This is a genomic window from Serpentinimonas sp. SSL01, from assembly GCF_056323735.1.
On record NZ_CM150487.1, the window covers coordinates 1,106,981 to 1,126,910 of the forward strand.

Below are 19,930 nucleotides of genomic sequence, written 5' to 3' on the forward strand. Positions count from 1 at the left end.
GGTTGCTAGGCTGGTTACCAAGATGGTTGCGGCGGCCGGCAGCCTAAGCCCGCTGCGCCCGCTCCTCTTCTTGCAGGCGCAGCAGGCGGCGCTGCACCTTGCCGCTGCTGGTCATGGGCAGGGCGTCGATGAACTCGATCTCTTTGGGGTACTCGTAGGGCGCCAGCCGCTGCCTGACGTGCGCCTGCAGTTCGGCCACCAGCGTCGGGTCGAACGCCTGCTCCGGGTTGATGCAGCGCGCGCGCTGCTGCGCCGCCTCGTGCGCCAGCACCAAGTAGGCCTTGACCAAGGCGCCGCGCTGCGCGTCGGGTTTGGGCACCACGGCCGCGTAGAGCACGGCGGGGTGCTTGATCAGGCAGTTCTCGATCTCACCCGGCCCGATGCGGTATCCGGCCGACTTGAACATGTCGTCGGCGCGACCTTGGTACCACAGGTAGCCGTCGGCGTCGCGCACGGCCAGATCGCCGGTGCGGCACCAGCTGGAAGCCGGGTCGGCGCTGAACTTGGCGCGCGTGGCCCCGGGGTTGTTCCAGTAGCCCAGAAAGAACACCGGGTCGGGCACGCCGTGCCGGTCCAGCCGGTGCACCGCCACCTCGCCGATCTGCCCTTGGGCGCATTCGTGGCCTTGCTCGTCGAGCAGCGCCACCCGGTGGCCGGGGTAGGCGCGGCCCATGCTGCCGGGGCGCGCCGGCCACAGGCGCGCGCAGTTGCCCACCACGTAGTTGATTTCGGTCTGGCCAAACATCTCGTTGAGCGTCACGCCGAGCTGCTGGCGGCAGTAGTCGAACACCGCATCGCCCACCGCTTCGCCCGCGCTCATGATGGCCTGCAGGCGCAGCCGGTAGAGCTGGCGCGGCTGCGGGCAGTCTTTCATCATGGCCTTGAGCGCGGTCGGGAACAAAAAGGTGTGCGTGACGCGGTGCCGCTGCAGCAGCGCAAAGGCCGTCGCCGCCGCAAAGCGCCCGTTCCAAGCCACGATCGGGCGGCCAAAATACAGCGTCGGCAGCAAGGCATCGAGCAAGCCCCCGGTCCAAGCCCAGTCGGCCGGGCTCCAGAACACCGCCTGCGAGGGTGTGCGGGCCTCGTGGGGGTCAAAGCCAAACCAGTTCTGGCTGCAAATGAAGCCGCTCAGGTTGCCGATCAGCGCCCGGTGCGGGATCAGCGCCCCCTTGGGGTTGCCGGTGGTGCCGCTGGTGTAGATCAGCAGCGCCGGGTCATCGGCGCGGGTGGGCACCAGCGCGCATTCGGCGCTCGCCGCCTCCTGCACCGCAGTCCAGTCGATCACCTCGGGATCCATTGGGCCAGTCAGGCCCAGCACGTGGCGCAGCGCCGGGCACTGGGCGCGCAATGCCTGCACCAGCGCGCCGCTGTGTGCGTCCACCAGCGCCACGCTGGCGGCGCTGTCTTGCAGCCGATACTCCAGCGCCTCGGGGCCAAACAGCTGCGACAGCGGCACCGCCACCGCCCTCAGCTGCAGCACCGCGATGTAGGCGACGGCGGTCTCGAAGCGCTGCGGCAGCGCGATCGCCACCCGCTCGCCGCGCCGCACCCCGAGCAAGCGCAAGCCGTTCGAGAGCCGATTCGCGGCCTGCTGCAGCTCGGCGTAGCTGTGGTGGCGCGGCTGGGCGCAGTCGGGGCCGTCGGCGATCACAGCGGTCTGGCTGGCGGTCTGCGCCTGCTCGGCCCAGCGCCGCGAGCAGGCTTGGGCGATGTTGAAAAACTCCGGCACCTGCCAGTGAAAATCGGCGTGCAAGGCGGCGTAGGAATCGGTCTGGGGCGGCCGTTTGGCGGCTCGGGTCGCCGTCGATTGCTCGGGCTTTGCGCGTGGCTTGTCCGCTGTTTGACACCTGGGCATGGCTGGTCTCCTGATAATCCCTGCAATGTACCCAATCCGCCACCCCAGCCACAGCCTGTTTTTGCCCCTGCGTGGGCACCACCACCACCTGCGCCAGTGGGGCCAGCACCGGCCGGACGCCACACCGCTGCTGCTGTTGCACGGCTGGATGGATGTGTCGGCCTCGTGGCAGTTCATGGTCGATGCCCTGCCCCCAGCCTGGTTGGCCGAGCGCCTGATCGTTGCCCCAGACTGGCGCGGCTTTGGCCACTCGCGCCCGCTGGAATGCGCCACGCCCACCGACCCGCTCGCCTACGGCAGCGCCGACCACTACCAGTTTGCCGACTATCTGGCCGACCTCGACGCCCTGATCGCGCACCTGAACGCCGAGCTGGGCCGCCCCGCCGGGGCCGCCTTCGACGTGGTGGGCCACAGCATGGGGGGCAACGTGGCCATGCTCTACGCCGGCATACGGCCGGCGCTGGTGCGCCGCCTGGTGAACGTGGAAGGCTTTGGCATGCCAGCCAGCCAGCCCGAACAAGCCCCGCAGCGCTACGCGCGCTGGCTCGATGAAATCGGCGCGCTGCGCCAAGGCACGCTGGCACTCAAAAGCTACCCCAGCGCGCAAGCCGTGGCGCAGCGCCTGCGCAAAACCAACCCCCGCCTCGCACCCGAGAAAGCCGACTGGTTGGCCAGCCACTGGGCCGCGCCCGACGCCAGCGGCCAGTGGCTGGTGCTGGGCCATGCGGCGCACAAAATCGTCAACCCGCACCTGTACCGGGCCGACGAGGTGCTGGCGGTCTGGCGCTGCATCCGCGCCCCGCTGCTGGTGGTCGAGGCCCAAGCCGACAGCCTAGGCCAGTGGTACCGCCAAGGTGAATACACCCGCGAGCAGTTCCACCAGCGCCTGCAAGCCGCGCAGCCCCAGTGCCGCATCGAGCAGTTGCCCGACGCCGGCCACATGCTGCACCACGACCAACCGGCGGCCTTGGCCGCTTTGTTGCAGGCATTTTTTGCCGATGGGGCTTGATCGGTCCGGCTGCGGAAGCCTTTGGTGTGGCAGCGGCGCTTGCCGCATGAGAAAATGCGTGTTTTACCCGAATGCCCACGCCACCGATCATGGATGCCGAACAACAAAACGCCCTTTCTGCCCTGCTTGCCGACCTGAGCGCGCGCACGCTCGAGCTGCGGAGGTATCTTTGACTACGATGCCAAAGCCCTGAAGCTGTCCGAAGTCGAAAGCGCGCTCGAAGACCCCACGGTCTGGAACAACCCCAAGCGCGCCCAAGAGCTGGGCAAAGAAAAACGCAGCCTCGAGAACGTGGTGCACGTCCTGGACCAGATCGGGCGCGATCTGGCCGACCACTCCGAGCTGTTCGAGCTCGCCGCCGCCGACGCCGACACCGAGGCCCTCGCGACCATCGAAACCGAAGCGGCGGGCTTGCGCGCCCAGGTCGAGCAGCTCGAATTTCGGCGCATGTTCAACCAGCCCGCCGACCCGCTCAACTGCTTCCTCGACATCCAGGCCGGCGCTGGCGGCACCGAGGCCTGCGACTGGGCCAGCATGCTGCTGCGCCAGTACCTGCGCTACGCCGAGCGCAAGGGCTTTAGCACCACGATCGAAGACGAAACCGCGGGCGACAGCGCCGGCATCAAGGGCGCCAGCATCAAGATCGAGGGCGACTACGCCTTTGGCCTGCTGCGCAGCGAAACCGGCGTGCACCGGCTGGTGCGCAAAAGCCCATTCGACTCCTCGGGCGGGCGCCACACCTCGTTCGCCTCGGTGTTTGTTTACCCGGAAATCGACGACTCGATCGAGATCGACATCAACCCCGCTGACGTGCGCACCGACACCTACCGCGCCAGCGGCGCCGGCGGCCAGCACATCAACAAAACCGATTCGGCCGTGCGCCTGACGCACATCCCCACCGGTATCGTGGTGCAGTGCCAGGACAGCCGCAGCCAGCACAGCAACCGCGACTTGGCTTGGCAACGGCTGCGCTCACGCCTCTACGACCACGAGATGCGCAAACGCATGGAAGCGCAGCAAAAGCTCGAAGACAGCAAGACCGACGTCGGCTGGGGCCACCAGATCCGCTCCTACGTGCTCGATCAAAGCCGCATCAAAGACCTGCGCACCAACGTCGAAATCTCGAACACCCAAAAAGTGCTCGACGGCGACCTAGACCCCTTCATCGAAGCCGCGCTCAAACAAGGCGTCTAAAAAACTCAGCGTCGAATAGGCTGAACTGCCCCCAATCGCCGCCCCCATTGCTGCCCCAACTGTGCCCCCTCAAGAAAGCCACCATGACCCTGCGTGAAGGCCCTGCCACCGTGGTGCTGCGCCACGACTACACCGCCCCGGCCTACCTGATCGACCGCGTCGATCTGAGCCTGGACCTGGACCCGGTCAAAACCCGCGTGCTCAACCGCATGCAACTGCGGCGCAACCCGGCCGTGGCGCCGCAGCCGCTGCGCCTCGACGGCACCGACCTGAACCTGGCGCGGGTGCTGCTAAACGGCGCCGGCTGCAGCTTCAGGCTCGACGCCGACCAACTGGTGCTGGAAAACCTGCCTGCCGGCCCCGAGCCCTTCGAGCTCGAAATCTTCTCCACCTGCTGCCCGGAGAAAAACACCCACCTGATGGGCCTGTACCTGAGCCAAGGCACCTTTTTCACCCAGTGCGAGGCCGAGGGCTTTCGCCGCATCAGCTACTTCCTCGATCGGCCCGACGTCATGGCGCGGTATCGCGTCACGTTGCGCGCCCACCAAGCCACCTACCCGGTGCTGCTGTCCAACGGCAACCTGGTGGAGCAAGGCGCGCTCGAAGGCGGGCGCCACTACGCGGTCTGGGACGACCCGCACCCCAAACCCAGCTACCTGTTCGCCCTGGTGGCGGGCAAGCTGGTGCAGCGCGAGCAAAAAATCATCAGCCGCAGTGGGCAACCGCACACGCTGCAGATTTATGTGCGCGCCGGCGACCTTGACAAAACCGAGCACGCCATGCAGTCGCTCATGGCCGCCATCGCTTGGGACGAGGCGCGCTTTGGCCTGCCGTTGGACCTCGAGCGCTTCATGATCGTGGCCACCAGCGACTTCAACATGGGCGCGATGGAGAACAAGGGCCTCAACATCTTCAACACCAAATACGTACTCGCCAGCCCGGCCAGCGCCACCGACGCCGACTACGCCAACGTCGAGAGCGTGGTTGCGCACGAGTATCTGCACAACTGGAGCGGCAACCGCGTCACCTGCCGCGACTGGTTCCAGCTCAGCCTCAAAGAGGGGCTGACGGTGTTCCGGGATCAAGAATTCAGCCAAGACATGGCCGCCAGCGCCTCGGCGCGCGCGGTCAAGCGCATCGAAGACGTGCGCGTGCTGCGCAGCAGTCAGTTTGCCGAAGACGCCGGCCCGATGGCGCACCCGGTGCGCCCCGACCAATACGCCGAGATCAACAATTTCTACACCCTCACGGTCTATGAAAAAGGGGCCGAGGTGGTGCGCATGATGCAGACCCTGGTCAGCGACGCGGCACTCGACCCGCTCGGGCGCGCCGGTTTTGCGCGCGGCCTCAAACTCTATTTTGAGCGCCACGACGGCCAAGCCGTGACCTGCGACGACTTTGCTCAGGCCATGGCCGACGGCAACCCCGGCAGCGCGCTGGCCACGCAGCTCGAAGCCTTCAAGCGCTGGTACGCCCAAGCCGGCACCCCAAGGGTGCACGCTAGCGCCCAGTTCGACCCGGCCCTAGGCCAATACACGCTCGAGCTGCGCCAGCACTGCCCGGCCACGCCGGGCCAGCCGCACAAAGAGCCGTTCGTGATCCCGGTCACACTCGGGCTGCTGGCCGCCGATGGCCGCGCCCTGCCCTTGCAGCTCGAAGGCGAAAGCCAGGCCATGGGCACCAGCCGCACCCTGGTGTTGAGCGCGCCGGTGCAGCGCTTCGTGTTCACCGCTCTGGTGGGCTTGGAGCACGCCCCCATCCCCTCGCTGCTGCGTGGCTTTAGCGCCCCGGTGATTTTGCAGACCGAGCTCGACGCCGATGCGCTGCGCACCCTGCTGGCGCACGACAGCGACGCCTTCAACCGCTGGGAAGCCGGCCAGCTGCTCATGCTGCGCCAGATGCTGGCCGCCCTGCACGCCAGCGGCCCGGTGCGCCCCGATGTGCTCGACGCGGCCACACTCGAGGCCTTGCGCGCCGTGCTGCGCCACCCCGAGCTCGATCCGGCCTTCAAAGCGCTGCTGCTCACCGCCCCCAGCGAGGCCTACTTGGCCGAGCAGGTGCAGCAGGTGGACCCGCCACGCATCCACGCCGTGCGCCTGAACGTGCGCAGCCAGCTCGCGCAAGCGCTCTACGCCGACTGGGTCTGGGCCTTCGAGGCCCACCCCACCGAAGGCGCCTACCGGCCCGATGCGGCCTCGAGCGCCCGCCGCGACTTGACCGGGCTGGCGCTGAATATGTTGTGCTTGGCTGCGCGCACCAGTGGCGACGCGGTCTGGCCCGGCAAAGCCTACCAGCGCTGCAAAGACGCCGCCCACATGACCGAGCTGCAACAGTCGCTGCAAGCGCTGCTGCACAGCGGCCACGCGCTGGCCGAACCGGCGCTCGAGCGCATGCACCAGCGCCACCGACACGACGATCTGGTGCTCGACAAATGGTTTGCCCTGCAAGCCGGCGCCCCCGATTTTGACGGCGCGCTGTTGGCGCGCGTGCAAGCGCTGCTGCAGCACCCCGATTTCAAACTGCGCAACCCCAACCGCGCGCGCAGCCTGATCGGCAGCTTTTGCCACGCCAACCCGGCCGCCCTGCACCGCCCCGACGGCGCCGGTTACGCCTTCTGGCGCGCGCGCGTGCTCGAAATCGACGCCTTCAACCCGCAGGTGGCGGCGCGGCTGGCGCGCGCCATCGAGCGCTGGCAGCCGCTGGTCGAACCCTACCGCAGCGCGGCGCGCAAGGCGCTGTCGGATGTGGCGCAGCACCCCGGCCTGAGCCCCGACGTGCTCGAAATCGTCACCCGCGCCTTGGCCGCAGAGGCTTAAACTCAGGCTGCCAAACCGCCCGCCCATCCCACCCAAACCAAGCTGCGCCATGAGCCCTCGCACCTCCCTCACCCGCTACCTGATCGAGCAACAGCGCGTACACGGCAGCATCCCGCCTGAGCTGCGGCTGCTGATCGAGGTGGTGGCGCGCGCCTGCAAGCGCATCGCCATCAGCGTCAACAAAGGCGCGCTGGGCGAGGTGCTGGGCAGCGCCGGCAGCGAAAACGTGCAGGGCGAGGTGCAAAAAAAGCTCGACCTGATCGCCAACGAGGTGCTGATCGAGGCCAACGAATGGGGCGGCCACCTCGCGGCCATGGCCTCCGAAGAGATGGACGGCATCTACGCCGTGCCCAACCGCTACCCCAAAGGCGAATACCTGCTGCTGTTCGACCCGCTCGATGGCTCGAGCAACATCGACGTCAACGTCAGCATCGGCACCATTTTTTCGGTGCTGCGCCGCCACAACGACGACCCGCTGCGCATCGAGCCGGTGGCCGAATCCGACTTCCTGCAACCCGGCGCGCAACAGGTGGCGGCGGGCTACTGCATCTACGGCCCGCAGACCACGCTGGTGCTCACCGTGGGCAACGGCGTGGCCATGTTCACCCTCGAGCGCGAACAGGGCTCGTGGGTGCTGACGCAAGACGGCGTGCAGATTCCGCCCGAGACCAAAGAATTCGCCATCAACATGAGCAACATGCGCCACTGGGACGCACCCGTGCGGCGCTACATCGACGAATGCCTGCAAGGCCGCGAAGGCCCGCGCGGCAAAGACTTCAACATGCGCTGGGTGGCCTCGATGGTGGCCGACGTGCACCGCATCCTGTGCCGCGGCGGTGTGTTTTTGTACCCTTGGGACAAGCGCGAACCCGACAAACCCGGCAAACTGCGCCTGCTCTACGAGGCCAACCCGATGGGCTGGATCGTCGAGCAAGCCGGCGGCGCCGCCAGCACCGGGCGCGGGCGCATCCTCGACCTGGTGCCGCACAGCCTGCACCAGCGCGTGAGCGTGATCTTGGGTTCGCGCAACGAAGTCGAGCGCATCGAGCGCTGCCACCTCGAGCATGCGACCGCTACACCGCCGACCCACCTTTCCTAAAATGGCCCTCGCCACCCTTCACCAAGCCACACCCCATGTCCATCTTTGCCCGCCCGCACTACCGCTCCGACGCCACCGAGTTTCTGGACGCGCTCAAGGGCCGCCAGCCCGAACTCGAGGCGCAACAGCGCCAAGGCCGCGCCCTGCTGTGGGATAAGCCGGTCGACCGCCAATTCTGGCAGCAGGCCAATGCCGCCAAAGTGGCGCAAAAGCCCTACGTCTACCAAACCGAGCCCACGCTCAAAGGCTGAGCCTGCAGGCCTTGTAGGCGTTGCCGGCCCTGCAGCAAGCCACCTAGGGGCCCTTCAGCTGGGCCGTCCGCGCACCGATGAGCCTTGCACCCAGCGACAGCACCGCGCTCGCGCGCCTCTACGGCGAACCGCTGTTTGCCCTGCCGCCCGACCTGTACATCCCGCCCGATGCCTTGGCGGTGTTCCTCGACGCCTTCGAGGGGCCGCTGGATCTGCTGCTCTACCTGATTCGCAGGCAAAACTTCAACATCCTCGACATTCCGATGGCCCAGCTCACGCGCCAGTATCTGGGCTACGTCGAGCAGGTGCGCGCGCACAACCTCGAGCTGGCCGGCGAATACCTGCTCATGGCGGCGCTGCTGATCGAGATCAAATCGCGCCTGCTGCTGCCGCCCAAACGCAGCAGCCCCGAAGCCGAAACCGCAGACCCGCGCGCCGAACTGGTGCGCCGGTTGCTGGAATACGAACAGGTCAAGCTGGCGGCGCTGCGCATCGAGGCCCTGCCGCAGCACGGGCGCGACTTCTGGTACGCCCAAGCCACTCTGGCTGCAGCCGCGCCCGCCGCCCCGGTCTGGCCCAGCGTCGATGCCGCCGAACTGGCGCAAGCCTGGGCCGCCCTGCTGCAGCGCGCCCGCCTGGTGCAAAGCCACCGCATCGAGCGCCCGCAGTTGAGCGTGCGCGCCTTCATGAGCCAGTTGCTGCGCCAGTTGCAGCCGCGCCGCTTTGCCGAATTTGGCGAACTGCTCGAACCCGCGCGAGGCGTGGCGGCACTGATCGTGAGCTTCATCGCCCTGCTCGAACTCAGCCGCGAAGGGCTGGTCGATCTCACCCAAGCCAGCGCCTATGCGCCCATTTACGTGCGCTTGAGCCCGAGCAGCCACACCGGCCCGGACACTGTGTAACATCCACCCCCTGCCCCACACCGCGCCAGACTGCACCATGACCCAGCCCCCTTTCACCGCCAGCGCGCCCACACTCGCCTTCGACGTGCTGATTGTTGGCAGCGGCTTGGCCGGCTTGGCCACCGCGCTGCTGCTGCCCAGCCACTTGCGCATCGCCATCCTGACCAAGCGCACCATCGAAGACGGCTCCAGCGGCTGGGCGCAAGGCGGCATCGCTGCCGTGCTAGCCGCCGACGACAGCTTCCAAGCGCACATCGACGACACCCTGGTGGCAGGCGCGGGCTTGTGCGACCTCGCCGCCACCCGCTTCACGGTCGAAAACGCGCCCGCGGCCATCGACTGGCTGCGCCAGATGGGCACCCGCTTTACCCTGCACGAGGGCGAACTGCACCTGACGCGCGAGGGCGGCCACAGCCACCGGCGCATCGTGCACGCCGCCGACGCCACCGGCGCTGCGGTGCAGCAAACGCTGATCGAGCGCGTGCGCGCCGCCCCCCACATCCACGTGTTCCAGACCCACAACCTGGTGGACCTGATCCTGAGCGACCGCCACGCCACCACGCCCACTTGGCCCAGCCGGCGCTGCTTGGGTGCCTACGCCTTTGACGAAAGCGCCGACGAGGTGCAGGCCTTCGTGGCCCCGCACACCGTGCTGTGCACCGGCGGCGCGGGCAAGGTGTACCTGTACACCTCGAACCCCGACACCGCCACCGGTGACGGCATCGCCGCCGCCTGGCGCGCCGGCTGCCGCGTGGCCAACATGGAATTCATCCAGTTCCACCCCACCTGCCTGTACCACCCCAAGGCCAAGAGCTTTTTGATCAGCGAAGCGGTGCGCGGCGAAGGCGGCCGGCTGCTGCTGCCCGCAGCACACGGTGGGCGCCGTTTCATGCCCGATCACGACCCGCGCGCCGAACTGGCCCCACGCGACGTGGTGGCGCGCGCCATCGACTTCGAGATGAAAAAACACGGCCTGGACTGCGTCTATCTTGACATCTCGCACCAGAGCCCGGCGTTTTTGCAGGAGCACTTCCCCAACATCTTGGCGCGCTGTGCCGAGCTGGGCATCGACATCACGCGCGAGCCGATCCCGGTGGTGCCGGCGGCCCACTACACCTGCGGCGGTGTGCTCACCGATTTGCGTGCGCGCACCGACCTGGCTGGCCTGTACGCCGTGGGTGAAGCCAGCTGCACCGGGTTGCACGGCGCCAACCGGCTGGCCAGCAACTCGCTGCTCGAATGCCTGGTGTTTGCCCGCGCCGCCGTGGACGACATCGTGGCCGCGCCCGCCACCGCCTTGCCGCCGGTGCGCCCATGGGACACCAGCCGCGTCAGCGACGCCGACGAACAGGTGGTGATCGCCCACAACTGGGACGAGCTGCGCCGTTTTATGTGGGACTACGTCGGCATCGTGCGCACCGACAAGCGGCTCGAACGCGCCGCGCGCCGCATCGCGCTGCTGCGCACCGAAATTCTGGAGTTCTACCGCAGCTTTCACCTCACGCGCGATTTGCTGGAGCTGCGCAACCTGGTCGAAGTGGCCGATTTGATCGTGCGCAGCGCCCAAGCGCGCCACGAAAGCCGCGGCCTGCACTACAGCCTAGACCACCCGCACACCCTAGCGGAGGCGCGACCCACCGTGCTCGACCCAGCCGCCCGAGCGCGCAGCTAGTGCACCGGGCCCTCAGAGCGCCTGCGTTGGCACGTGGTGGCGCAAGGCGGTTTGGCGGTTGTGCTCATCGACAAACACCAGTTGCGGCTCGTGGCGGGCGATGTGGTCTTCGTGCACCTGCGCGTAGGCGGCGATGATCACCAGATCGCCCACCGCCGCCCGGCGCGCCGCCGAGCCGTTGAGCGAGATCATGCCGCTGCCGCGCTCGCCCTTGATAGCGTAGGTGACCAAGCGCTCGCCGTTGTTGACGTTCCAGATGTGGATCTGCTCGTTCTCGCACAGGTTGGCGGCTTCGAGCAGGTTTTCGTCGATGGCGCACGAGCCCTCGTAGTGCAGCTCGCAGTGGGTGACGGCGGCGCGGTGGATTTTGGATTTGAGCAGGGTGCGAAACATGGGATACAACTCCGTGTGGCGCGGTAAATGGCCACAAAACCGGCGCGATTGTGACAGAAAGCGCGCCGCTTGCGTCAGCCTAGGCGGTTGAGCCCAGCCTCTTTAGTCCACCCGCTGCAACGGGATATAAACCTCGCCCCCGGCCTGCCTGAAAGCCTGCGACTGCTGCTGCAACCCGTGCTCGAGCGCCTGCCCTTCGGCCACCCCTTGGGCGGCGGCGTAGTCGCGCACCTCTTGGGTGATCTTCATGCTGCAAAAATGCGGCCCGCACATCGAACAAAAATGCGCCACCTTGGCCGAATCCTTGGGCAGGGTTTCGTCGTGGAATTCGCGCGCTTTGTCCGGATCCAGCCCGAGATTGAACTGGTCCGCCCAGCGAAACTCGAAGCGCGCCTTGCTCAGAGCGTTGTCGCGGATCTGCGCCCCCGGGTGCCCCTTGGCCAAGTCGGCGGCGTGGGCCGCGAGCTTGTAGGTGATGATGCCCTCTTTCACGTCCTGCTTGTTGGGCAGCCCCAGGTGCTCTTTGGGCGTGACGTAGCACAGCATGGCCGTGCCGTACCAGCCGATGGTGGCCGCGCCGATGCCGCTGGTGATGTGGTCGTATCCGGGCGCGATGTCGGTGGTCAGCGGCCCGAGCGTGTAAAAGGGCGCCTCGGCGCACTGCTCGAGCTGCAAGTCCATGTTTTCTTTGATGAGCTGCATCGGCACATGGCCCGGCCCCTCGATCATCACCTGCACATCGTGCTGCCATGCCACTTGCGTGAGCTCGCCTAGGGTACGCAACTCACTCAGCTGCGCGGCGTCGTTGGCGTCGTAGATGCTGCCCGGGCGCAGGCCGTCGCCTAGGCTAAAGGCCACGTCGTAGGCCTTCATGATGTCGCAGATGTCCTCGAAGTGGGTGTAGAGGAAGCTCTCGCGGTGGTGCGCCAGGCACCACTTGGCCATGATCGAGCCGCCGCGGCTGACGATGCCGGTCAGGCGCTCGGCGGTCAGGGGCACGTAGCGCAGCAGCACCCCGGCGTGAATGGTGAAGTAATCGACGCCTTGCTCGGCCTGCTCGATCAGGGTGTCGCGGAAAATCTCCCAGCTCAGTTCCTCGGCCTTGCCACCCACTTTTTCCAGCGCCTGGTAGATCGGCACGGTGCCGATGGGCACCGGGCTGTTGCGCACGATCCACTCGCGCGTTTCGTGGATGTTTTTTCCGGTGGACAGGTCCATCACCGTGTCGCCGCCCCAGCGGATGGCCCAGGTCATTTTGTCCACTTCCTCGCTGATCGACGAGCCCAGCGCCGAGTTGCCGATGTTGGCGTTGATCTTGACCAAAAAGTTGCGCCCGATGACCATCGGCTCGCTCTCGGGGTGGTTGATGTTGGCCGGGATGATGGCGCGCCCGCGCGCGACTTCGCTGCGCACGAACTCGGGCGTGATTTCCGCCGGCAGGCTGGCGCCAAAGGCCTGCCCCGGGTGCTGGCGCAGCATCATGTCGGCCATGCGCTGGCCCTTGGGGCCGCTGCGGCGCAGGCTGTCGATGTACTGCTGGCGATTCAGGTTTTCGCGGATGGCGACAAACTCCATCTCGGGCGTGATCAGGCCGCGCCGGGCGTAGTGCATCTGCGACACGTTGGCGCCGGCGCGCGCGCGCCGCGGCTGGCGCTGCAAGCCCGGAAAGCGCAGCGCATCGAGCTTATGGTCGGCGGCGCGTTCGCGCCCAAAGGCGCTGCTCAGGCCACTCAGCACCTCTGTGTCGGCGCGCTCTTCGATCCAGCGCTGGCGCAGCGCCGGCAGGCCACTGCGGATGTCGATCGCTGCCGCCGGGTCGCCGTAGGGGCCAGAGCAATCGTAAACAAAGACCGGCGGGTTGGCCTCGGCCCCAAACGAGGCCGGGGTGTCAGACTGGCTGATGGCGCGCATGGGCACCTGCACATCGGGGCGCGAGCCGGCCACGTAGATGCGGCGCGAATTGGGCAGCGGCGCGATGGCCGCTTGGTCCACTTGGGCGGCGCTGGCAAGAAAGGGTTCGGCAGGTGCGTTCATGGGTAGGGGATGGGTGTTCTAGAAAAATGTGCAAACGCTGGGTAGAACGCTATTATCGAAGTCTGGGAGCGACCGCTGCAATCGAGGGCCATTTGCTGCACAGGGTCAAACCCCTGCCACCACTCCCCCTGCTGCCAGTCAGGCTGCTCCCGCTCAGGCGGCGCCCAAGTGCGGCACCAGCGCCCCGGCGTCGTGGCCGGCCTTTTGTGCCGCGGTGAAGGCCAGCATGCGTTCGATCGGCAGGCGCGCGCGCTCGATCAGCGCAGCCGGCACCTCGATGGCGCCACTGCCGCTTTGCAGCGCCTGCGCCACCCCGGCCAGGCTGTTCATGGCCATCCAAGGGCAGTGGGCGCAGCTCTTGCAGGTGGCGCTGTCGCCGGCGGTGGGCGCTTCGATGAAGGTTTTGCCGGGGTTGAGGGTGCGCAGCTTATGCAGCATGCCTTTGTCGGTCGCCACGATGAACTCGCTGGCCTCGAACTGCTGCGCGGCGCGCAAAATGGCGCTGGTCGAACCCACTGCATGGGCCAGCGCCACCACGTCGGCCGGGCTCTCGGGGTGCACCAGCACCTTGGCCTGCGGGTGCTCGCGCATCAGCGCTTGCAGCTCGGTGGCCTTGAACTCGTCGTGCACGATGCACGAGCCCTTCCACATCAGCATGTCGGCGCCGGTTTCGCGCTCGATGTAGGTCCCCAAGTGCTTGTCTGGGGCCCAGAGGATTTTGTGCCCGCGGTCCTTGAGCGCGCGCACGATGTCGAGCGCGCAGCTCGAGGTCACCAGCCAGTCGGCACGCGCCTTCACCGCTGCGCTGGTGTTGGCATAGACCACCACCGTGCGCTCGGGGTGCTGGTCGCAAAAGGCGGCAAACTCGTCGATCGGACAACCCAGGTCGAGCGAACAGGTGGCATCGAGGTCCGGCATGAGCACGGTTTTTTCGGGCGACAGCAGCTTGGCGGTCTCGCCCATGAAGCGCACGCCGCTCACCACCAAGGTCTGGGCCGCATGGTCGCGGCCAAAGCGCGCCATCTCGAGGCTGTCGCTCACCAAGCCGCCGGTTTCCTCGGCCAAATCCTGCAAGTCGGGGTGCACGTAGTAGTGCGACACCATAACGGCGTTGCGTTCGTGCAACCACTGCCGAATCTGCGCCTTAAGGGCCAAGCGCTCCTCTGGCGCGGGCTCGACCGGCACCCGCGCCCAAGCGTGGCGTGTGCTGCAAGCGGGTTGTTCGAAATCGACTGCGATGCGTTGTTCCATGAGCGGCGATTGTCCTACAGTCCACTCGTTGGCAACGTCTCAGTGCCCTTAGCCCTTGGTGCCGCCGCTTTGCAGGCGCTTTTTGGCCTCGGCCAAGCGCTCTGCCTTGCGCTGCTCGTCGGCCTTCATGGCCATGCGCGTGGTGCGGCCCGACAAGTCAGACCACAGCCACCACAGCGCCGCCAGCGCAAAGGGGCTCAACACCCACCACCAGCTCCAATGCGCCACCGGCTCCACCCCGGCCAGTTTCAAACCGAGTAAAAGCAGCGCCAGTATCAGCAGATACATGTTCAACTCCTGTAACTTGGGTGGCATCGATTGCAACCAGACGTAATTGCACCATTTAAAGACTGCGGTTACGGATAAAATCGCACCTACCAACTTCCCCCGAATTATCCACCCTAGGAGCATCCCATGAAACGCACCTTGTTCGCCCTAGCCGCCGCCACCTTGGTTACGCTGCCTGCCGTCACCGTCCCGGTGCTGGCCGACGAGGCCGCCTTCGCCCGCGCCAGCGGTTGCATGGCCTGTCACGCCGTCGATCGGCGCATGGTCGGCCCCTCGTTTCGCGACATTTCAGCCCGCTACGCCGGCCAAGCCGACGCTGTGGCGCGCATGACGACCAAGATTCAGCGCGGCGGCTCGGGTGTCTGGGGCCCGGTGCCCATGCCAGCCAACCCGCGCCTGAGCGAAGCCGACGCGCGCCGCCTAGCCACCTGGTCGCTCAGCCACCGCTGAACTGCGGCCACGCGGCACCCTCCAGCAGCCGCTGGTTTTGGCGCAAACGAAAAAAGGGGGCCCTGTGGCCTAGTCGTTGGCTTAAAGTGTTGACGTTCTAGAAGGGCTTGATTGCGACGCCTCCGTAAGCTTGCTGGCTACGGAGGCGGTTTTTCATGCCCAAGCCAAGACCTGGCCGTAGTGGTTTTCAGCGAGAGGCCTCCGATGGAGAGCCCACCAATGCCTTTTTTTATCTCGGGCTCAGCTCATCAAGGGCAGGTGGGACTTCCCTATCTTAGTGCGCGCCGGCGCCTTGGGCTGTACCACCTCTGCGAAGCCTTCTGCCTGCAGCACGGGCTCCAGGGAAGGAAAACTCCATGCCTTGCTCAGTCGCAGGCTGTTCATGCCTTCGTTCCAGGCCTTCAACATGCGAGGGCCCACCAGTCCAAACGACTCGTAGTCCCGACTCGCCCGTACGACCTCTGTGGAAACATCCACCATCGCCTCGCAGAGGCGCTCAACCCGTTGGCCGACCTCCGCCGGCTTCAGGCTGCAGCGTGTCTGGAGGTAGACCTCCAAGGCCTTGCCTGGGCGCCACGTGCTGCGTCCACCTACGGACATCCCGGGAGGGTTGTCGCAGTAGTCGTCGTAGACGGAAATGGTCAGCATGTCATAGACCGGCGCCAGGCGCACGTCCGAGAGGCCTGAATACAGCAGGGCAATATTCTTGGTGTGGCAGTCCGCATTGCGCAGCGCATAGGTGAGCAACAGCAGATTACCGAGGTCGGACAAGGCCTGGCCTTGGTTCTGCACCGGCGTGACATCCTTGATGCGGTTGGCCACCTTCTCCCAGGTTGACTCATACTTTTGCTCGGGGCGCAGCGCCAGCAAGCTGCACAAATCCTCCATGCCGAGCCGCGTGATTCCGTCCTCGGCATAGTCAAAGCGATGTACCGCCAGGGCTTGCCCGTCCTGCGAGACCTCCGTCCGGGCCGCGTGGCCGAACGCGCGATGGGCCACCTGCATGCAAAAGTGCTCGTTGAGCGCCACACCAGGCAGGCGAGAGGTGGTTCCCTTGATGATGTACTTGTCTGTGGGCAGCGTGGCTTTGTTGTAGTCCTTCAGAAACCCCGCGGTGTTGGGTGCCAGGAACTTGGGCACCACGCCCGAGACACCGGAGGCTGCAAAGCGCCGCACCAGGCGCTCAAAGGCCGCCTCAGAGTTGTCGCCCCTCAGGATGTCGCCCAGATCGAACGCCAAGGGCTCGGCCCGGGGGTCAGCGCCAGGCGGCGCCAGCTTGACCCGCCCTATGGCATTGCGGCCGACAAACGAAAGAAGGTTCAAAGGGGATGCCCCTACGTTAGGACCCAATTGCTCCTGCAGCACGGAGAGCAGGTAGCCCTCAGGCAGGTTCATCCTGAACAGCGGATGGAGCTCCGGATAGACGTAGGACTTGGTGCGCACGGGCATGAGCAGGGAAATGAACTGCTCCTCGGCAACACCGGGGTGGTAGGTGAGCACGTGCTCGAAGTTGTCTGTGGACTCCAACGTGGCCACAGGTTCGTCGTGCACGAAGACAGTGAGCTTCACGGGCGGCGTTCTGCGGGGGCGGCAGTGCCGCTACGGGCCACCTCTGAGCCCTCCAGCCGGCGCTGGGCCAGAGCGTCGTCGAGCGTGAACCGCGGCTTGGCCGCACTGACGGTCAACCCATAGCCCAGAACTTCCAGGAGGCGAAGCAGCTTCCTGGAACCAAATTCCGAGACATTGCCCTTTTCGAACCGGGCCAGCGTCGACTGAGCGAGGCCACACAAGGCACCAAGCTCTTTTTGGGTCAGGCCTTTGTCACGGCGCAACCGGGCCACTTCTTGGCCTAGGTCGGACAGGCTTGACAAGTGCTGCATTTGTTATCTTTCAAAGTGTCGGTCAGGCTCCAGTTTAATAGCACATGCGCCATAAATTCAACAGGGCAGGCACATTGCTTCCGACCGTAAGCTCAACTTAAAAACCAGTTAGGCAACGCGGCTTCGCGCACTCATAAGATAACAAACATGTCATAGAAAGGCAAGCAAAGTTGCTCGGTTGACTGAGAGCGACTTCAAAAACCCATGCCAAATAAAGCATGTTTTGCGGCCCGTTGCAGGGTTCAATGCACACAAAAAAGCTCCCAGAACGCAAGGCTAGCCGTTGGCTTAGAGTGCTGACGTTCTGGAAGGGCTTGATGGCGACGCCTCCGCAGCTTGCTGGCTATGGAGGCGTTTTTCATGGTCAAGCTAAGACCTGGGCGCCGCGGCTTTCAGCAAGAACCCCCTCGGATGCAGAGCCCACCCTAGTTCCTTGCCGGGCATACAGACCTCATTGGTCACCTGGCGACTGCCCGAGGCCGCACGTATGCTGAAAAAATCTCCGGAAGAAAAATGCCCTATAAAACGAGGAGTCGCATAGGGCAAACCAGGAGCCTACGAGGTAGGCATCAACACTTTACGCCAACGCCTAGCCCTGTGGCCCCCTTTTGCATTTGGGGCCTTGCGGCCCCCTCGGGTTTCGGGCAGCGCACAAGATCTGCCCACCCCAAAAGCGCGCACCCAAGTCCGGGCGCGCGCCAGCCCGATCAGTTGCTCTTGGCCAGTTGCTCCAAGATGTGCGGGTTCTCCAGCGTCGAGGTGTCTTGGGTCACCGCCTCGCCCTTGGCCAGCGAGCGCAGCAGGCGGCGCATGATCTTGCCCGAGCGCGTTTTGGGCAGGTTTTCGCCAAAGCGGATCTCTTTGGGTTTGGCGATCGGGCCGATCTCTTTGGCCACCCAGTTGCGCAGCTCGGTGGCCAGCGCCTTGGCTTCTTCGCCGGTGGGCACCGGGCGCTTGAGCACCACAAAGGCCACGATGGCCTCGCCGGTCAGGTCGTCCGGGCGGCCCACCACGGCGGCTTCGGCCACCAGGTCGGTCTTGCCCACCAGGGCCGATTCGATTTCCATCGTGCCCATGCGGTGCCCCGAGACGTTGAGCACGTCGTCGATGCGGCCGGTGATGCGAAAGTAGCCCCGGTCTTCGGAGCGCACGGCGCCGTCGCCAGCCAAGTAGTAGCCCTTGAGCTCTTCGGGGAAGTAGCTCTTCTTGAAGCGCTGCGGGTCGCCCCAGATGGTGCGAATCATCGACGGCCAAGGCTTCTTGACCACCAGAATGCCGCCTTGGCCGTTGGCCACGTCGTTGCCCATTTCATCGACGATGGCGGTGCTGATGCCCGGCAGCGGCAGCGTGCACGAACCCGGCACCAGCGGCGTGGCACCCGGCAACGGGGTGATCATGTGGCCACCGGTTTCGGTCTGCCAGAAGGTATCCACTACCGGGCAGCGCTCGCCGCCGATGTTGCGGTAGTACCACATCCAAGCTTCGGGGTTGATCGGCTCGCCCACCGAGCCCAGAAGGCGCAGGCTGGTGAGGTCCCAGTTTTTGGGGTGCACCTTGGCGTCGGTTTCGGCGGCCTTGATGAGCGAGCGGATCGCTGTGGGCGCGGTGTAGAAGATGGTGCAGCGGTGTTTTTCGATCGTCTGCCAGAAACGCCCGGCGTGCGGGAACGTGGGCACGCCCTCAAACACAATCTGCGTCGCCCCCGCAGCCAGCGGCCCGTAGGCGACGTAGCTGTGGCCGGTGACCCAGCCGATGTCGGCGGTGCACCAGAACACGTCGTTGGGCTGGAGGTCGAAAGTCCAGTCCATGGTCTGCTTGGCCCACAGCAGGTAGCCGCCGGTGCTGTGCTGCACGCCCTTGGGCTTGCCGGTGGAGCCCGAGGTGTAGAGGATGAACAGCGGGTGCTCGGCGCCCACCATTTCGGGCGCGCAGACGCTGGACTGCGCCGCCATCACTTCGTGCATCAGCACGTCGCGCCCGGCCACCATGTTGCAGGCGCTGGCGGTGCGCTGGAACACGACCACGTTTTTGATCGAATCGCAGCCGCCCAAGGCCAAGCCTTCATCGACGATGGCTTTGAGCGGCAGCTCTTTGCCGCCGCGCATCTGGTAGTTGGCGGTGATCACGGCCACGGCGCCGGCGTCTTGGATGCGCTCTTGCAGCGCCTTGGCCGAAAAGCCGCCGAACACCACGCTGTGGGTGGCGCCGATGCGCGCGCAGGCCTGCATGGCCACCACGCCCTCGATCGTCATGGGCATGTAGATGACCACGCGGTCGCCTTTTTGCACCCCCATGGCCTTGAGCGCGTTGGCGAACTGGCTCACTTTGGCCAGCAGCTCCTTAAACGTGACTTTGGTCACGGTGCCGTCGTCGGCCTCGAAGATGATGGCGGTTTTGTGCTCGGTCGGGGTGCCGATGTGGCGGTCGAGGCAGTTGGCCGAGGCGTTGAGCTCGCCGTCTTGGAACCACTTGTAAAAGGGCTTGTTGGACTCGTCGAGCACCTGGGTGAAGGGTTTGTGCCAGACCAGCTGCTCGCGGGCCAGACGGGCCCAAAAACCTTCGTAGTCGCGTTCGGCTTCGGCACACAGGGCGTGGTAGGCATCCATGCCAGACACGCGCGCAGCGGCGACGGTGGCGGCACTGGGCTCAAACACGCGGTTTTCGACCAAGGTGGACTGAACGGCGGACGACGATGCGGACATGAAAAGCTCCTCTGTTGGGTGAAATCGACAACCCATGACTGTGCGCAAGCTCTCTGACGAGGCTCTTACACCCGACATCATCACCAGAATACCGTCGGCGCGCAAATACCCGACATTATTTACACTCTACAGCC

16 protein-coding genes are annotated in these 19,930 nt (G+C 65.8%); 8 read left to right on the forward strand and 8 right to left on the reverse strand.

What is annotated here, in order from left to right:
* Window positions 1–43: 43 nt before the first annotated feature.
* Window positions 44–1,855 carry an acetate--CoA ligase gene (locus ACVMK0_RS05290; protein WP_476464551.1) on the reverse strand — a complete coding sequence of 604 codons (1,812 nt, stop codon included), beginning with the start codon at window positions 1,853–1,855 and terminating at the stop codon, window positions 44–46.
* A gap of 25 nt (window positions 1,856–1,880) precedes the next feature.
* Here ACVMK0_RS05290 and ACVMK0_RS05295 point away from each other — a divergent pair, with 25 nt between their 5' ends.
* The 7 genes from ACVMK0_RS05295 to nadB all read left to right on the forward strand — a co-directional run bounded on the left by ACVMK0_RS05295 (window position 1,881) and on the right by nadB (window position 10,798).
* Window positions 1,881–2,864 (forward strand): alpha/beta fold hydrolase, encoded by a 984-nt coding sequence (locus tag ACVMK0_RS05295; protein ID WP_476464552.1) that lies wholly within the window; start codon window positions 1,881–1,883, stop codon window positions 2,862–2,864.
* Window positions 2,865–2,953: 89 nt separating this feature from the next.
* Window positions 2,954–4,058 (forward strand): peptide chain release factor 2 gene (prfB, locus tag ACVMK0_RS05300; protein WP_476464651.1). Its coding sequence is split into 2 segments (ribosomal slippage): window positions 2,954–3,034 and window positions 3,036–4,058, totalling 1,104 coding nucleotides; the frame shifts between segments, so codons are not numbered across the junction.
* 83 nt (window positions 4,059–4,141) lie between these two features.
* Window positions 4,142–6,874 (forward strand): aminopeptidase N, encoded by a 2,733-nt coding sequence (pepN, locus tag ACVMK0_RS05305; RefSeq protein ID WP_476464553.1) that lies wholly within the window; start codon window positions 4,142–4,144, stop codon window positions 6,872–6,874.
* A gap of 49 nt (window positions 6,875–6,923) precedes the next feature.
* Entirely contained in the window at window positions 6,924–7,973 is a 1,050-nt protein-coding gene (locus tag ACVMK0_RS05310; protein WP_476464554.1) for a class 1 fructose-bisphosphatase, read from the forward strand.
* A 35-nt stretch (window positions 7,974–8,008) separates the two neighbouring features.
* Window positions 8,009–8,224 (forward strand): DUF3460 family protein, encoded by a 216-nt coding sequence (locus ACVMK0_RS05315; RefSeq protein WP_045537681.1) that lies wholly within the window; start codon window positions 8,009–8,011, stop codon window positions 8,222–8,224.
* A 77-nt stretch (window positions 8,225–8,301) separates the two neighbouring features.
* Window positions 8,302–9,126: a segregation and condensation protein A gene (locus ACVMK0_RS05320; RefSeq protein WP_476464555.1), complete on the forward strand. Its 825-nt coding sequence runs from the start codon at window positions 8,302–8,304 to the stop codon at window positions 9,124–9,126.
* Between the two features lie 37 nt (window positions 9,127–9,163).
* The gene (nadB, locus tag ACVMK0_RS05325) at window positions 9,164–10,798 is read left to right on the forward strand and encodes an L-aspartate oxidase (protein WP_476464556.1); all 1,635 of its coding nucleotides are present in this window, start codon (window positions 9,164–9,166) and stop codon (window positions 10,796–10,798) included.
* Window positions 10,799–10,810: 12 nt separating this feature from the next.
* On the opposite strand, the gene panD is transcribed toward nadB, so the two are convergent.
* The 4 genes from panD to ACVMK0_RS05345 form a co-directional block, all read right to left on the reverse strand.
* Window positions 10,811–11,191, reverse strand: a complete 381-nt coding sequence (panD, locus tag ACVMK0_RS05330) for an aspartate 1-decarboxylase (RefSeq protein ID WP_476464557.1) — start codon at window positions 11,189–11,191, stop codon at window positions 10,811–10,813.
* A 102-nt stretch (window positions 11,192–11,293) separates the two neighbouring features.
* The gene (thiC, locus tag ACVMK0_RS05335) at window positions 11,294–13,225 is read right to left on the reverse strand and encodes a phosphomethylpyrimidine synthase ThiC (protein WP_250960797.1); all 1,932 of its coding nucleotides are present in this window, start codon (window positions 13,223–13,225) and stop codon (window positions 11,294–11,296) included.
* Window positions 13,226–13,378: 153 nt separating this feature from the next.
* A complete protein-coding gene (nadA, locus tag ACVMK0_RS05340) occupies window positions 13,379–14,476 on the reverse strand; it encodes a quinolinate synthase NadA (protein ID WP_476464558.1) in 1,098 nt (365 codons plus the stop codon).
* A 48-nt stretch (window positions 14,477–14,524) separates the two neighbouring features.
* Window positions 14,525–14,764 carry a TIGR04438 family Trp-rich protein gene (locus ACVMK0_RS05345; protein WP_045535608.1) on the reverse strand — a complete coding sequence of 80 codons (240 nt, stop codon included), beginning with the start codon at window positions 14,762–14,764 and terminating at the stop codon, window positions 14,525–14,527.
* A 126-nt stretch (window positions 14,765–14,890) separates the two neighbouring features.
* Between ACVMK0_RS05345 and ACVMK0_RS05350 the strand changes: the two genes are divergently transcribed.
* Complete coding sequence (locus ACVMK0_RS05350) at window positions 14,891–15,214, forward strand: c-type cytochrome (protein WP_045535609.1); 324 nt, start codon at window positions 14,891–14,893, stop codon at window positions 15,212–15,214.
* A 240-nt stretch (window positions 15,215–15,454) separates the two neighbouring features.
* Here ACVMK0_RS05350 and ACVMK0_RS05355 read toward each other — a convergent pair whose 3' ends face one another.
* From ACVMK0_RS05355 to acs, 3 genes are all read right to left on the reverse strand, one after another.
* Window positions 15,455–16,783, reverse strand: a complete 1,329-nt coding sequence (locus ACVMK0_RS05355; RefSeq protein WP_045535610.1) for a type II toxin-antitoxin system HipA family toxin — start codon at window positions 16,781–16,783, stop codon at window positions 15,455–15,457.
* Window positions 16,780–17,085, reverse strand: a complete 306-nt coding sequence (locus ACVMK0_RS05360) for an XRE family transcriptional regulator (protein ID WP_250960799.1) — start codon at window positions 17,083–17,085, stop codon at window positions 16,780–16,782. Before ACVMK0_RS05360 ends, ACVMK0_RS05355 begins: the two co-directional genes overlap by 4 nt.
* Window positions 17,086–17,801: 716 nt before the next feature.
* On the reverse strand, window positions 17,802–19,796 hold the full coding sequence (gene acs / locus ACVMK0_RS05365; RefSeq protein WP_476464559.1) for an acetate--CoA ligase: 1,995 nt from the start codon (window positions 19,794–19,796) through the stop codon (window positions 17,802–17,804).
* Between the last annotated feature and the right edge of the window lie 134 nt (window positions 19,797–19,930).